Raw genomic sequence first — 14,288 nt, forward strand, 5'->3', positions numbered from 1 at the left:
AGGGGCTTAAACTGTCGAAGCTATATACAATTGGAGAAGCGCTAATTGATTTTATTCCAGATGCACGCGGCGTTGAATTAAAGAACGTTGTCGGCTTTAAGAAGGAAGCCGGAGGCGCTCCGGCTAATGTCGCCTGTGCGGTAGCGAAGCTAGGCGGCGGCAGCGCATTCATTGGCAAGCTAGGCTTGGATGCTTTTGGCGACTTCCTCGTGGAAACGATGGACGCTGCAGGTGTCGATACACGTTATGTGCTGCGGACGAATGAAGCGAATACAGCTCTCGCTTTCGTAAGCTTGAAGGCAGATGGCGACAGAGATTTTTCCTTCTATCGCAATCCGAGTGCGGACATGCTGCTGGCGGAGGACGAAATCGGTGAGGATTGGTTCGCAAAAGGAGATATTTTGCATTATTGCTCCGTTGATCTCATTGAGGCGCCAGTGAAGTATGCGCATCTCAAAGCGATTGCGGCGATGAAGGCAGCGGGCGGCCTTATCAGCTTTGATCCCAATGTGCGCCTACCGCTGTGGGATGATCACGAGCAGTGCAGGCAGACGATCCTTCAATTTATACCTTACAGCCACCTTGTCAAAATAAGCTCGGACGAGCTTGCCTTTATTACGGGATTCGAGGATGAGCAGGAGGCTATCGCTTCCCTGTTTGTCGGCGATGTGCAGGCTGTGGTCTACACTCGGGGCTCCGATGGAGCGGCATGGTATATGCGATCCTACGACGTGTCTGTGCCCGGCCAAAAGGTAGCGGTCGTTGACACGACTGGTGCTGGAGATGCTTTTATTGGGGCATTGTTATATCAGCTTCAATTAAACGAGGGCGTACTAGAGACGATTGAGGCCCAAAAGGCGGAACGGATTCTTTCATTCGCCAATACCGCAGCAGCCCTAACGACGACCAGAGCGGGTGCAATTTCTTCATTACCTCTATTGAAAGAGCTGCCACCACTGTAAAGAACATCTATTAGAGTATTGCTTCTCTTCGCCACTTGGGGGTGAAAAGGAACAATACTCTTTTTTGAGCTTTCTTAAGCTTTTTTTGTGTTGAGCAAGGGAAAAGCGAGCTGGTAGCTTGTTCATCTTCCGTTCATTTTTGAATGCTATAGTCGATCTCACAAAGACCGATGGAGGGTGGATTAAAGCAAATGAAGAAATGGACGATAGGGCTCAGCATTGTTATTATTCTGGCTGCAGCCGGAGCAGGTGCCTATTATTTCTTTTTGGGTAAAGACAAGCAAGCGGCAGAGGAAACGCCTGCATCATTGACGGTTACTGCTACTAAAGGTTCTATCGTAAAGCAAATTAGCGGAACCGGAGCAGTGGCGGCTAACTCTAGGGAAACGGTGACTGCCGGCAAGAGCGGTACGATTGCGACGGTGAACGTCAAAAAGGGAGATAAAATCAAGGCAGGCCAAGTTCTCGTTACCTTTGAGGATGCGGACGATACGGAAGATAAAGTGAAGTCGATTGAAAAAAGCATAACAAAGCTTCAAGAATCGATTGTGGATTTTCAAGAGGAGTACAAGGAAGCGACAGGTACGGAAAATGAAGAGGCTACGAAAAAATCGCTTCAAAAAGAGATGGAAAATGCCAACGACGAGATAGCCGATTACGAGGAGCAGCTGCAGGAAATTTATGAGGAACAACAAAAAGTGGAAAAAGCGGTGGTAGCTTCGCTAGACGGAGAAATCACCGAAATGGATATTGAGGTTGGCGATGAGGTCAACTCGAATACGACGATTGCCACGATTGTGGATTATACGTTGCTGGAATTTGTGACTTCCGTGGACGAGCTTGATATTTCTTCCGTAAAGGTTGGTCAAGCCGTAGATATTACATTAAGCTCGGTTACAGATAGGACGATAGATGCGACGGTGTCCGAGATTGCGCAGGAAGGTACCTCAAGCAATGGCTCGTCTTCTTTTGATGTGAGTATTCGTCTGAAGGACATTGAAGGTGTCAAGGTAGGCATGTCCGGTGAAGCAGCGATTACGATCGATTCCAAAGAGAATATCGTGCTAGTGCCGGTGAATGCGGTCGTCGAAATGGGTACGAGGTCGTTCGTGCGTGTTCCGTCAGAAGCGGGCGGTGAGGAAGCAGCTGCCGCAGGCGGTCAAGCATTAGGCCAAGCACCAAAAAATGGTGCAATAACAGGCAGCGATCAGGAAGAAAGCGCAGCCGGCCAAGGTGCGTCAGCGGGCGGCGAACGACCAAGCCGAGGAGCAGTTGGAGGCGCAACGGGCACCCAAGGCGCCCAAGGCACTCAAGGCACTCAAGGCACTCAAGGCACTCAAAGCGCAGAAGGCGGACGCTTCCGAGCAGCTGATGGGCAGGGAGGGGCGAGCGGCGCAGCGGCAGCTGGAGGCGGTCTTGCAGCAGGCGGCCGTGCAGGCGGCCGGATGCCTAATGCGCTAGGAGGACAATTGGTTGAGGTAACGACGGGCCTCAGCGATGAGAATTTTGTGGAAATCGTTTCCGGATTGAAAGAGGGAGAAAGCGTACTTATTCCGATCGCGCAAGGAACGCCGGGCATGGGAACAAGCTCCGAAGAAACGAACATGCAGCAAGGCGGATTCCCTGGCGGTGTTATGGTCTTCCCGGGCGGCGGAGGAATGGGTGGCGGCATGGGCGGCAACGGCACACGCAGCACCGGTGGCGCGCGATGAGCATAAATCCAAATATCCCCTTGATCGAAATGGCCCATATTACAAAATCCTATATGATGGCGCGGGAAAAAACGACGGTATTGCATGAGGTATCGCTAACGGTTGCCCATGGAGATTTTCTTGCGATCGTGGGTCCTTCCGGATCGGGCAAATCGACGCTTATGAACATTATTGGCTGCCTCGACTTGCCAAGCGAAGGCAGCTACAAGCTGGAAGGGCTTGAAGTAACGGGGCAAAATGACAACAAGCTGACTGAGCTGCGCAATAAAAAAATAGGATTTATTTTTCAAGGCTATCATCTGCTCCCTAAGCTTACAGCGCTGGAGAACTGCGAGCTGCCGCTTATTTATCGCGGCTTGCCAAGCAAAGAGCGCAGGATGCGCGCAATGGAAGCGCTCGAGCGGGTAGGGCTTGGCCAGCGAATGAGTCATCGTCAGAATGAGCTGTCTGGCGGACAGCAGCAGCGTGTCGCCATCGCACGCGCTTTAGCGACCAACCCGCCGATGCTGCTTGCGGATGAGCCGACAGGAGCGCTCGATTCGAAGACAGGCATGGAAGTGCTCGATATGATGGAGGAGCTGAACCGTGCAGGGCAGACCATCGTGTTGATTACGCATGATATGGAAGTAGCGAATCGGGCTAGACGTACGGTTATTATACGGGATGGGGTGTTGACGGAGCAGGAAAGGAGGGTCAGCCATGAAACTCACGCAAGGCCTCAAAATGGCAGTAAAGAGCGTATTATCCAACAAGCTTAGAACGATACTGTCTATGCTCGGCATCCTGATCGGCGTTGCCACAGTCATAGCGCTGGTCGCAATGGGTAAGGCATCCTCCAACGAGGTGGCTAAGCAGGTTTCATCTCTTGGGAGTCCGAACTCGCTGTCCGTTACCATTTTTGGGCGTGGAACCGTTACAACGCTTTCCGTAGACGAAGCCAATGAGCTTGGCGAGGTTGCGAACGTAGCGGGTGTTGCTCCGGTCACAAGCACGACTGGCTATGCGAAATATGGTAAAACGCAAGTATCCGTCACCGTAGAAGGGATAACGGCTGCGTACGAAGAGGTTAAGGCGTTTCCGATTCAGGATGGAAGATATATAGCCTCTCCTGATATTAAGAACAATACGAAGGTAGCATTGATCGGCGTTGATACCGCGGCTGATCTGTTCGAGGACGAGGACCCTTCTGCGGCAGTAGGCAAAAAAATAACGATAAATGGTTATATTTTTACGATTGTCGGCTTGCTTGAATCTCAGGGCAGCTCGCTGACTGGCTCTAATGACGAGAAAATATTAATCCCGGTTACTACGGCTCAAAAAATATTTCAAACAAGCGGCGTGTCTACGATTAACTTGATCGTGACGGATACCGATCTTATGAAAGCGACCGTTACGGCTGTAGAAGCGGTGCTCTATGAGAAATTTCGGGGAAACGAGAATGCTTACCGGGTGTTGAATCAAGAGGAAGCGATGGAGACCTTGAATGCTGTTAATGCCACGATGAATAGACAGCTTATTTATGTAGCGATCATTTCGCTAATTGTAGGCGGTATTGGCATTATGAATATTATGCTCGTATCCGTAACGGAGAGGACGAGGGAGATTGGCATTCGCAAGTCGTTAGGCGCTAAGAAGCGGGACATTTTGTTCCAGTTTCTAGTAGAGGCTGTTTGTATAAGCGGTCTGGGTGGCGCGCTAGGGATCGGGCTAGGCTATGCTGCCTCTATCGTTATTGGTATTTTTATGAAATCGGATACTGAGGTTCCGGTCGACACCGTATTGTTGGCTTTTGCTTTTTCTGCATTCGTGGGCGTGGTATTCGGCTTTTTGCCTGCGAATAAAGCGGCGAGCCTGCGGCCGGTTGACGCGCTTCGCCACGATTAGCCATTTGAAGTTCTACCCTATCATTTAACCTCATAGAATGAACCATCAGGAGCGGTTTAAGAGAGATCAGCCGGCGCGAGCTGATTCCTGTTTTCTCTCACCGCCAAGGTGGAAGGAGAACTCATGAGTCGAAGGATAGGGAAGTTTTCAATAGTTTCGATAGTCGATCGTTTGCGGAAAAGCAGATGGATGGCGTTATTTGCAATTGGTGCTATGCTGGGTGCGTCCATCATGCTAGTAAGGCTATCACTAAATGAGCTGAAAAATGTGCAGGCTGCTCGAGCATTAACAGATACTAGCGGAGTGAGAGACGGCTTTCAAGCAGATTCCTCGGCAGGTATTGCGGATGAGCCAGATGGAACTAAGCCACCAAAAAGTAGAGATCAACCAAAGCCAACGGCCAAGCCTTCCTCAAGTGATGAATCGCATGCAGAAACGTCAAATGCACTTGACCATATCTCGATCCGTGTTTATGTGGCGAAGGAAAAACGGATTGAGAGGGTTCCGCTGGAAACCTACGTCCGCGGCGTTGTGGCTGCGGAAATGCCGATCGACTTCGAGCTGGAAGCGCTGAAGGCGCAAGCGATTGCCGCACGTACTTATATGGTTCGGCGAATCGTTCAAGGAAATGACAGCGGAGTGCCTGTAACGGGAGCTGATGTGACCGATACAGTCGAGCATCAGGTATATGTTCCTTTAGCGAAGCTCGCTCAAAAATGGCCAAAGAACGAGCAGAAGAAGAATATGAGCAAGCTGGACGAAGTAATCGCTCAGACAAGAGGGAAAATAATAACGTATAAGGGCGAGCCGATAGAGGCTTCCTTTTTTTCCACCAGCAACGGTTATACCGAAAATTCAGAGGACTATTGGAATCAAGAGATTCCTTATTTGCGGAGTGTGGCAAGCCCATGGGATAAAGCGATCTCGCCTCGCTATAAAGAAACGGTGAAGCTCTCATTAAACGAGTTTTACAGCAAGCTCGGTGTGAGGAAGAAGGGCTCTGTTAAACCTTCAATCCGCGTAATAGAGAAAACGGAAGGCAATCGCATTAGCAAGATTACGATAGGAGGAACCGCTTTTACGGGGCGGGAAGTGAGAGAAGCGCTAGGCCTTGCATCCTCTCAATTCACCTGGAGCATAAAAGGAAATACCATTTCGATTACGACCTATGGCTACGGACACGGCGTTGGAATGAGCCAATGGGGCGCGAATGGCATGGCTCAAACGGGTGCAGGTGCCGAAGAAATTTTGGAACATTATTACTCTAGTGTTCAAGTGGAGCAAGCTTCAAAGCTTGCGAAGCAGCTCTCTCGCCGCTCGTAATTTAAACTCTTTCAATTTTTCGTATGACCTCACGTATAAACCTAGCAGATCTGGCAACAATGGCTAGTGAGGTGATAGAAAATGAATGATCAAAATCAAAGTAAACCGAAGCAAAAACCAGAAGAAACTCCCAAAACTGTTCTGGGAGGAACGTCTGCCGCCAAATCTAGCAGTGGATGGAAGAACCTTTTTGCAAAGCGATGGGTATCTCCAGCAATCTTCATGGCCGCGGCAGCAATTATCGTAACCTTAATGTGGATCTATCAGGGGGCCGATCAATCGAAATCTACAACAGGAAAAGTCGATCCTACTGAAGTTTCACAAGGGGAAACTACTGCACCGGAAGGCAAAGGCGATGAAACGCCAGAAGTTGTACTTGGTGACGAATTGATGCAATGGCCAATCGCTAACAAAGCGGTACTGAAGGAAGAGATTTCGTTCTATGATGAGAAATCAAGCGACGCGGAGCGCGAAGCAGCACTCGTTCAAGTGGGAGACACGTTCTCGCCGCACATGGGCATCGACTTTGTTGACCCAAGTGGCAAAACCTTCGATGTGCTAGCTGCACTCTCCGGTAAGGTTACTTATGTGAAGACTGAACCAACAAACGGCAACGTTATTGAAATTACGCATGAAGGCGGTCTGGTGACCGTGTACCAAAGCGTGACGGATATTCAAGTCGCTGAAGGCGATGATGTTACACAAGGTACGGTTATTGCAAAAGCTGGCCGCAACGATCTAGAGCGCGATCTGGGCATTCACCTTCATTATGAAACACGCAACAACGGCAAGCCCATTAACCCAAGCTCGTTGATTACAGAGTAAGGTTGGCTGGAGAGTACCTTCTCCCGAAAAAATAGGGCTTTAGACGTACAGGCAGGGAGCAATTCCCTGCCTGTTTTACGTTTTTATGAAAATTTATTCACATTCGGGCTTGTCAGGCTTGACCATAACGAATATATACCCGACCCACTCATATAATGTACCAAACTATCTCGAGTAGGGAGGCGGGAACGTGCACGATTACATTAAGGAGCGAACCATTAAAATAGGCCGCTGCATCGTAGAAACGAAGCACACGGTGCGTACGATTGCCAAAGAGTTCGGTGTATCCAAAAGCACGGTGCACAAGGACTTGACTGAGCGGCTTCCTGAAATAAACCCCGATCTGGCCGATCAGGTTAAGCACATTCTCGAATACCACAAATCCATTCGGCATCTGAGGGGAGGAGAAGCGACCAAGATTAAATATAAGAAAACGAGCACAAAGAAGCGCGAAGTGCTCGCCGCTGGAAAGCTGTGAAGTTTTTTCTCGAATTATAGAGGAAATTTGTCTTTTTTGACGAATAATAAACGTTAGCGGTTTCCATGTCAAGGGAACCAATTGTACGTTTAGTAATTATTATTCGTTGGGGGACTTAAGCCTTATGTTGAGCAAGGATATTGGGATCGATCTTGGAACAGCCAATGTTTCCATTCATGTAAAAGGAAGAGGCGTCGTACTCGATGAGCCTTCAGTCGTTGCGATTGAGAGCGACACGAAGAAAGTGCTGGCTGTTGGCGAGGAAGCACATAGAATGGTAGGCCGGACGCCAGGCAATATTGTTGCCATTCGTCCATTGCGTGATGGCGTTATTGCGGATTTTGAAATTACGGAAATTATGCTTAAAGCATTTATTGATCGCGTCGAGGGACGGAAGTGGTTTAGCCGTCCCCGAATTCTTATTTGCGCGCCAACGAATATTACATCAGTTGAACAGAAGGCGATTCGCGAGGCTGCAGAGCGCAGCGGCGCAAAGGAAGTATTTCTTGAGGATGAGCCAAAGGCTGCCGCTATAGGGGCTGGAATGGATATCTTCCAGCCAAGCGGCAACATGGTCGTAGACATTGGCGGAGGCACAACGGATGTGGCCGTTCTTTCGATGGGCGACGTTGTGACCGCCTCTTCTATTAAAGTTGCAGGGGACAAGTTCGACGATGCGATCATGAAATTTATTAAGAACAAATACAAGCTGCTGATTGGTGAGAGAACGAGCGAGGATATTAAAATTAAGATCGGTACCGTGCTTGAAGGCGGACGCCAAGAGGAGATCGACATCCGTGGCCGAGATATGGTTTCGGGGCTTCCTCTTACGTTAACGATTCGTTCCGGAGAGGTGCGCGAGGCGCTCTGGGATCCAGTCATGTCAATCGTATCTGCAGCTAAGGCCGTGCTTGAGCGCACGCCGCCGGAGCTATCAGCGGACATTATTGACCGCGGCGTTATTTTGACAGGCGGTGGCGCTTTGCTCGGCGGGCTTGATGCACTGCTAGCAGAGGAGCTTAAGGTTCCAGTATTGATTGCGGAAGATCCTATGCACTGCGTCGTAAAAGGGACCGGCATCCTTTTAGATAACTTGGACAAGCTCGGGAAGAAGTAAGGGCAGAAGCGGCCGTGAACATCATCATTTGCGCGGGTAGGGAGCCTTAGGGGGGCGTAGCCGAGGCGGAAATGAGTCATTGGTCGCAGGACAAGCTATTCAGGCAGCCTTGCTTTCAACCGATAACATATATAGGAAGTTCGATTGGAAGCGGCCAAGGGGGTAACAACGATGTTAAGAGGCTTATACACCGCAGCGTCGGGCATGATTTCTCAGCAGCGAAGACATGATACGGTAACGAATAATATTTCAAACATAAACACGCCTGGTTATAAACAAACGAATGCGGTGACCCGTTCCTTTCCGGAAATGATGCTGTCATTGACGGGAGCGGGCCCCGAGAGCATCAACAAGATCGGGAAGCTGACAACCGGCGTATTTGCGGAAGAAAGCTTGTCTATCCATTTGCAGGGCGATTTGACGCAGACGAACAACGCGTCTGATTTTGCGTTGATTTCAAACATTGAAATGGACGGCCTTTCTTTTGACGCATCCGGCAAAAATGTTGGACCAGACGGAGAGGTAACTTTCCAGCCGCAAGCCTTCTTTACCATACAGGATCAGAATGGCGAGATTCGTTATACGCGGGGCGGTAAGTTTACGCTAACGGAGGACGGCTTTCTAATGGCGAGCGATGGCTCGAACGTGCTCGGAACAGATGGACAGCCCATTCAAATGCCGGTCGGCGTAGGCCTTGAGAGCCTCAAATTAACAGGAGACCAACGCTTTCAAGATGTAAATGGACAGGATATAGGCGTCCAATTGCTCATTAGCCGAATCGATAATCCGAATCTGCTCGTGCGCGAAGGGAACGGAAGCTTTGGATTCGCCACAGAGGATGAAGAAGCGGTCGCCATTGCGCCAGATGAGCGCGTTGAAGTGAGACAAGGTTATGTAGAGCGTTCCAATGTCGATGCTGCGCAATCGGCTGTTGATCTAATGTCAGCGCTCCGTGCCTATGAAGCGAACCAGAAGGTCATTCAATTTTATGATCAAAGCTTGAGTAAAGCAGTTAATGATGTAGGTCGCGTATAACAACAGGCTGAAGCAGCGGAGGTGCACGAAGTATGAACAGTTCAATGATCAACGCTATGGTATCGATGAATGGGCTTCAGCAAAAGCTGGATTTGCTTGCAGACAATATTGCTAATGTGAATACCGTTGGATACAAACGCAAGGAAGCGACCTTTGAGGATCTTCTTACAAACTTAAGAAGCCAGCCCGAAGCGTTCAATCAGCCTGGCCGTCTTACGCCGATGGACTTTACGCAAGGCTGGGGCTCTCGAATGACGATGGTTCAGCCGAATCTATCTCAAGGTCTCATGCAGGGAACCAATAAAGAAACCGATATTGCGATCGAAGGAAACGCGTTGTTTGAAGTCGAGGTGGACGGCGCCGGCAATCGCGGATACACGCGCAATGGCGCCTTTCAGTTGACGCTCGGCGCAAACGGTGATACGATTTTGGCAGCGGAAGACGGATATCCCGTCGTAGCTAATGTAGAAGATGCTTTGACTGGGGACATCATTGAGGGCAATATCGTTGTTCCTCAAGGTTACAGTCTACGCGTGAATTCAGACGGATCTGTGTTTGGGGTATCTTCTGACCGTACCATTGAGCTGGGCAGCATAAAGCTGCTTCAAGCTTCGCGTCCGTCAGCACTGACTGCGGTTAACGATAACCTGTTTGTTGTTGGTAACGGCATAGACGCGGGCGATGTGTTGCAGCAGATTGTACCTAATTCGGAAAATCTCATTACTTTGCGCCAAGGATACTTGGAGCAATCAAATGTTGAGCTAACGGATGAGATGACCGAGCTTATTAATGTGCAGCGCGCTTATCAATTGGCAGCTAGAGCGTTATCGTCAAGCGATACGATGATGAGCCTGACAAACGGACTGCGCGCATAAGGATAGGATGATGTAGATGAGTATGGCCGATGAACGAATCGACCGCGACGCAAGCGGGGTCGGGAGTCAAGCTGAAGAGAGCGGCTCCGGGAAGAGAAAGCGCAATAGTCGCGCGAAGGCTGACGGGAGCTCCGATAAGAAGCAACGGCCCAAAGGGGCAAAGATGCTGCTGTGGTTTTTACGCAAAAGCATCGTGCCGCTCATAATGGTTATTATGCTTGTTACAGGTTTATATGTTGGTTATGTCGTAGTGGGCAACCAGCCTAACGAAGATGTATTTAGCTGGTCCACCTGGCAGCATCTTTATGACCTGGTATTCGCTGAATCTTAATAATCATAGAATAAAAAGGTTGTCTATCCAGCGGCATTAGCGGCTTGACGGACGGCCTTTTTTTGCACTAAAAATATTTCAACGGATCAAAAAAAGAAGATCAAGGCTTGTGGCCTTGATCTTCTTTTTTCTGTTGCATGAACTATTTTACGGATACCCGTATGGTTACGCTTTTTCCTGCATAGGTTGCTTTAATGGATGCGGTGCCTTTGCTGACGGCAACGATTTTGCCGCCTACCACGGTTGCAACACTTGCTTTGGATGAAGTCCAAACCGCAGCATCTGTCACATTAGAGGGATCTCCAGTCGTGAAATTAGCTTGCAGTTTAGCCATATAAGTTCCGCCAGCAGTCAGCTGTACCGATTTGCTCGAAAGCACAAGCGATTTCAGCTTAGGCGATACAACGATGGGAACTACGACCGTTTTGCCTTGGTATGAACCTGTAATTTTTGTCGTTCCAACTGCTGCTGCTTTAACAGTCGTACTGCTTACGCTCGCGATATTAGGATTACCGGACTCCCAGTTCATTTTTGAACCGAGAGACACTTGCTTGCCGCTCTTGTAGTAGCCTGTCACCTTAACCGATTTTGACCGGCCTGGATAAAGATCCAGTGCTGCGGGCTCAACTACGAGCTTCACAATCTCTTCTTCAACCTTCACACGTACGGATACGCTCTTTGTCAGGTAAGTGGCTGTGAGTGTAATGCTGGACACCTCAAGGCCCTTCATTACCTCATCCTTCAGCACGATATCCTCTGACGTGGTTTTCCATTTGATTTTGCTTGTGATGTCTTCTTCTTCTCCGTCTTCATTAACGACGGTTACAGAAGGGTATGGCGTTTCTTTTCCTAAAATAATGCTAAGGTCCTTCACGCTTGCGATTAGCTTCAATGGCTTCACATGAACGATTAATTTTATTTCGACTTTTTTTCCTTGAACGGTCGCAGTCAGCAAGGTTTCGCCAATGGCTTTGGCTGTCCATTGTCCGTCTTTAACGATAGCGACTTTCTCGTCCTTGGATGTCCAAGTCACAATTTTCGAAACATCGACCTTTGAACCGTCAAAAGTTGTTGCCGTTACTTTAGGGAGATCACCGCTGATCCCATTAAAGCCGTCGATGGTTTCAGTCTCTACGCTAATGTCGCTTACGCTAGGGTAAACCGTAATCTCGACGCTGCGGCTGACTCCCATGTGGCTCGCTGTAATTTTGGTTGCCCCAACAGCCTTAGGCGTAACCAGACCGCCGGAAACCGTAGCGACTACGACATTGGAGGATGTCCATTCGGCTTTACTTGTTACATCTTCGGAAACACCTGAGTTATTTTGCACCTCAGCTGTTACCTGGAGAGGCGCATCCTGCAGAAGCAGATGATATTCTTTCTCTGGTGACAATCTAATCGATTGGAAAGCCGCACGAACGACTACATCGATAGAGGTGGATACCCCCTTATGGGAGACGGTAATCGTCGTTTTGCCAGCGGCTACTGCGGTGACAACGCCTTTTTTAACCGTCGCCACCTTATCATTGGCGCTTACCCATTTGGCTGTATCCGTCACGATAGAAGTTTCGCCTGTTTTCGAAACGACGGATGCTGTTAATTTTTTGTCATCGGAACCAATGTAGAGCTCCGCTAAATTGCCCGAATCTCCTGAATCGATCGTGATGGATTTGTACGGTGAGGATACGTTCAGCGTAATGGAATCGGATTTGCCTTTCAGCTTCGCTGTAATCGTAGCGGCTCCAACGCCTAACAACGTAATCGTACCTTCATCTACGGTTGCGATAGCGGCGTTCGATGTCGTCCATACGGCTTCGCTTGTAACATTTTTTTCAGTGCTTCCTTTTGTGCCGTCTAGCGTTAGCTCAAGCGGCTGCCCAATCTCAATATCAAGAGTGGCAGGTGCTGTCGTTCCGTCCTGCTTCTTAAGAGTAACGGAATCATAAACGTAATCAGATGCCGCCTTGATGGAAATGGTAAAGCCTTTATAAGTAGCGCTTATCGTCGCCGTTCCCTTGCCGGCACCTGTTAATACGCCTTTTTCCACTTTTACAAATGCTGTGTTGGACGATTTCCATGTGGCGTCCGCTGTGACATCCTTCTTGTTTGCCGAGCCTGAAATGGAGGCGAATACCGTTAAATTGACTTTGTCATCCTCAACGAACGTCTCGAGCGATGATGTGCTGCTGTTGTAATCCGATGAATCATAGCTAAATTCGATGCCGGTTACGGTATCTTCTGCAGCGTTCGCAACTCCTGTTAACGAAGTCATGACGATCACGAATGCAAGAGCAGCTGCAAGCCACCTACGAGTTTCTTTTAACGACGTACCGATACGTAAACTAAAATTCACTACATCCCTGTCCTTTCTTAGTTAAAGTAATTGTTCTTCTACTAATAACGGTAAAGAGATGGCGAAAATGAAGAACAAAGGTATAATATGGTAATAAACTTTTTTAAAAATGCCGGCATGGAACGATGGATGCATAAAAACCCGGCTTTCTCGGACTAGCGACGGTTTTATTTTTAGGGGAGGTAGTTGTATAATAGTTTGGAACCATGATGGACAGTCAGTAATAGGTAGAGGAGCGTGCGAGTTTGAATCTGCCGAATCTATTAACATCATTGCGTTTTGTATTGATTCCAGTTTACATAGCGGTATTCATTAAAGGACATATGATTCCCGCCTTCTTGATTATGGTGGCTGCGGGCATTACTGATGTGCTTGATGGTTATATTGCACGCCGAAGCGGCCAAGTTACGATGGTTGGCATTATGCTTGACCCGCTCGCTGATAAGCTGATGCTTATTACCGTAATTGTATCGTTGCTCATATCCGGTCATATTTCATGGGCGGCAGCAGCAGCGATGTTTTTGCGCGATCTTGGCATGATAGCTGGAGGTTTGTATTTTCACTTTCGAGGAAAGAAGACGGTGCCCGCCAATTGGATGGGAAAGCTGACAACCGTACTGTTCTATGTGGCGATTATGCTCATCTTCTTTGAAGCGCCAAATGCACATTCGTATTTGTGGGCGGTCATTGCCTTTTCGTTCATCACTTCTATTGTGTATGTCGTCATGTTTAAGGCGCTCAATAAAGCAGTCCCGGGAACGCCGACCGGGCATTCGTGATTTACCAAAGCTTCTATATATGAACAAAGAGGCTTGGTGAAGGACACATCTGGTCCAATCAGCCAAGCCCCTTATCTTAACCTTCATAAACTGCAGTTTTATGAGGGATATGCATAGTGTCGTACAATTTCACCATTTTTATACTACTCAACTTTTGAAAGGGGCTTTTTTCTCGCATGTTGGACATTAATCAAATTCAAGAAATCATTCCGCACCGTCCGCCGTTTCTGCTGATCGATCGTATTTTGGAGGTTGAGCCAGGCGTTAGGGCAGTCGGTTTGAAAAATGTAACGATGAATGAGCCTTACTTTGTGGGTCACTTTCCCGGCTATCCGGTAATGCCTGGCGTTCTTATTGTTGAAGCGCTTGCGCAGGTCGGTACTGTTGCGATGCTCATGATTGAAGCCAATCGCGGCAAGCTGGGCTTTTTTGCGGGCATTGACGGTTTCCGCTTCCGTGGTCAGGTTAAGCCTGGGGATACGCTGACTCTAGAGGTGCAAATCACAAGGCTTAAAGGCTCAATCGGTAAAGGGCAAGGAACAGCAAGAGTAGGTGATCAAATCGTTGCCGAAGGCGAGCTAATGTTTGCTTTATCAAATCCTTCATAAATTAAA

The 14,288-nt window shown here is 48.7% G+C and carries 14 protein-coding genes; 13 read left to right on the plus strand and 1 reads right to left on the minus strand.

The genetic code is table 11. The features are described from left to right. Nucleotides 1-11 precede the first annotated feature (11 nt). The 11 genes from HI950_RS18220 (at nt 12) to HI950_RS35895 (ending at nt 10,542) form a co-directional block, all read left to right on the plus strand. Nucleotides 12-962 (plus strand): carbohydrate kinase family protein, encoded by a 951-nt coding sequence (locus tag HI950_RS18220; protein ID WP_169084763.1) that lies wholly within the window; start codon nt 12-14, stop codon nt 960-962. 191 nt (nt 963-1,153) lie between these two features. Continuing rightward, the gene (locus tag HI950_RS18225; RefSeq protein ID WP_169084536.1) at nt 1,154-2,674 is read left to right on the plus strand and encodes an efflux RND transporter periplasmic adaptor subunit; all 1,521 of its coding nucleotides are present in this window, start codon (nt 1,154-1,156) and stop codon (nt 2,672-2,674) included. Continuing rightward, nucleotides 2,671-3,432, plus strand: coding sequence for an ABC transporter ATP-binding protein (locus tag HI950_RS18230; RefSeq protein WP_317618401.1), 762 nt, complete (start codon nt 2,671-2,673; stop codon nt 3,430-3,432). The genes HI950_RS18225 and HI950_RS18230 overlap by 4 nt, the downstream gene beginning before the upstream one ends. After that, nucleotides 3,374-4,558, plus strand: a complete 1,185-nt coding sequence (locus HI950_RS18235) for an ABC transporter permease (RefSeq protein WP_169084538.1) — start codon at nt 3,374-3,376, stop codon at nt 4,556-4,558. Before HI950_RS18230 ends, HI950_RS18235 begins: the two co-directional genes overlap by 59 nt. 123 nt (nt 4,559-4,681) lie before the next feature. Beyond that, nucleotides 4,682-5,881 carry a stage II sporulation protein D gene (gene spoIID, locus HI950_RS18240; RefSeq protein ID WP_223285350.1) on the plus strand — a complete coding sequence of 400 codons (1,200 nt, stop codon included), beginning with the start codon at nt 4,682-4,684 and terminating at the stop codon, nt 5,879-5,881. Nucleotides 5,882-5,962: 81 nt separating this feature from the next. Continuing rightward, nucleotides 5,963-6,706: a M23 family metallopeptidase gene (locus HI950_RS18245; RefSeq protein ID WP_169084540.1), complete on the plus strand. Its 744-nt coding sequence runs from the start codon at nt 5,963-5,965 to the stop codon at nt 6,704-6,706. 190 nt (nt 6,707-6,896) lie between these two features. Next, complete coding sequence (gene spoIIID / locus HI950_RS18250; protein ID WP_053373789.1) at nt 6,897-7,184, plus strand: sporulation transcriptional regulator SpoIIID; 288 nt, start codon at nt 6,897-6,899, stop codon at nt 7,182-7,184. Between the two features lie 124 nt (nt 7,185-7,308). Then, nucleotides 7,309-8,301: a rod shape-determining protein MreB gene (gene mreB, locus HI950_RS18255; RefSeq protein WP_169084542.1), complete on the plus strand. Its 993-nt coding sequence runs from the start codon at nt 7,309-7,311 to the stop codon at nt 8,299-8,301. A 171-nt stretch (nt 8,302-8,472) separates the two neighbouring features. Further along, nucleotides 8,473-9,336: a flagellar hook-basal body protein gene (locus HI950_RS18260; RefSeq protein WP_169084543.1), complete on the plus strand. Its 864-nt coding sequence runs from the start codon at nt 8,473-8,475 to the stop codon at nt 9,334-9,336. 32 nt (nt 9,337-9,368) lie between these two features. Continuing rightward, nucleotides 9,369-10,211, plus strand: a complete 843-nt coding sequence (locus HI950_RS18265) for a flagellar hook-basal body protein (RefSeq protein WP_169084545.1) — start codon at nt 9,369-9,371, stop codon at nt 10,209-10,211. A 16-nt stretch (nt 10,212-10,227) separates the two neighbouring features. Further along, nucleotides 10,228-10,542, plus strand: coding sequence for a DNA-directed RNA polymerase subunit beta (locus HI950_RS35895; RefSeq protein ID WP_223285351.1), 315 nt, complete (start codon nt 10,228-10,230; stop codon nt 10,540-10,542). 142 nt (nt 10,543-10,684) lie between these two features. Here HI950_RS35895 and HI950_RS18275 read toward each other — a convergent pair whose 3' ends face one another. Continuing rightward, complete coding sequence (locus HI950_RS18275; RefSeq protein WP_169084546.1) at nt 10,685-12,895, minus strand: Ig-like domain-containing protein; 2,211 nt, start codon at nt 12,893-12,895, stop codon at nt 10,685-10,687. Between the two features lie 245 nt (nt 12,896-13,140). On the opposite strand from HI950_RS18275, the gene HI950_RS18280 reads away from it, so the two are divergent. Together HI950_RS18280 and fabZ are read left to right on the plus strand one after the other, a co-directional pair. Beyond that, entirely contained in the window at nt 13,141-13,674 is a 534-nt protein-coding gene (locus HI950_RS18280; RefSeq protein ID WP_169084549.1) for a CDP-alcohol phosphatidyltransferase family protein, read from the plus strand. 176 nt (nt 13,675-13,850) lie between these two features. Then, nucleotides 13,851-14,282: a 3-hydroxyacyl-ACP dehydratase FabZ gene (gene fabZ / locus HI950_RS18285; RefSeq protein ID WP_056631018.1), complete on the plus strand. Its 432-nt coding sequence runs from the start codon at nt 13,851-13,853 to the stop codon at nt 14,280-14,282. The last annotated feature ends 6 nt before the right edge of the window (nt 14,283-14,288 follow it).

It is taken from the genome of Paenibacillus sp. PL91, from assembly GCF_012935325.2.
Lineage (GTDB): Bacteria > Bacillota > Bacilli > Paenibacillales > Paenibacillaceae > Pristimantibacillus.

Coding starts and splice junctions, on each gene's coding strand:
- HI950_RS18225 (WP_169084536.1), top strand. CDS start 1,154: ATGAAGAAATGGACGATAGGGCTCAGCATTGTTATTATTCTGGCTGCA.
- HI950_RS18230 (WP_317618401.1), top strand. CDS start 2,671: ATGAGCATAAATCCAAATATCCCCTTGATCGAAATGGCCCATATTACA.
- HI950_RS18235 (WP_169084538.1), top strand. CDS start 3,374: ATGAAACTCACGCAAGGCCTCAAAATGGCAGTAAAGAGCGTATTATCC.
- spoIID (WP_223285350.1), top strand. CDS start 4,682: ATGAGTCGAAGGATAGGGAAGTTTTCAATAGTTTCGATAGTCGATCGT.
- HI950_RS18245 (WP_169084540.1), top strand. CDS start 5,963: ATGAATGATCAAAATCAAAGTAAACCGAAGCAAAAACCAGAAGAAACT.
- mreB (WP_169084542.1), top strand. CDS start 7,309: ATGTTGAGCAAGGATATTGGGATCGATCTTGGAACAGCCAATGTTTCC.
- HI950_RS18260 (WP_169084543.1), top strand. CDS start 8,473: ATGTTAAGAGGCTTATACACCGCAGCGTCGGGCATGATTTCTCAGCAG.
- HI950_RS18265 (WP_169084545.1), top strand. CDS start 9,369: ATGAACAGTTCAATGATCAACGCTATGGTATCGATGAATGGGCTTCAG.
- HI950_RS35895 (WP_223285351.1), top strand. CDS start 10,228: ATGAGTATGGCCGATGAACGAATCGACCGCGACGCAAGCGGGGTCGGG.
- fabZ (WP_056631018.1), top strand. CDS start 13,851: ATGTTGGACATTAATCAAATTCAAGAAATCATTCCGCACCGTCCGCCG.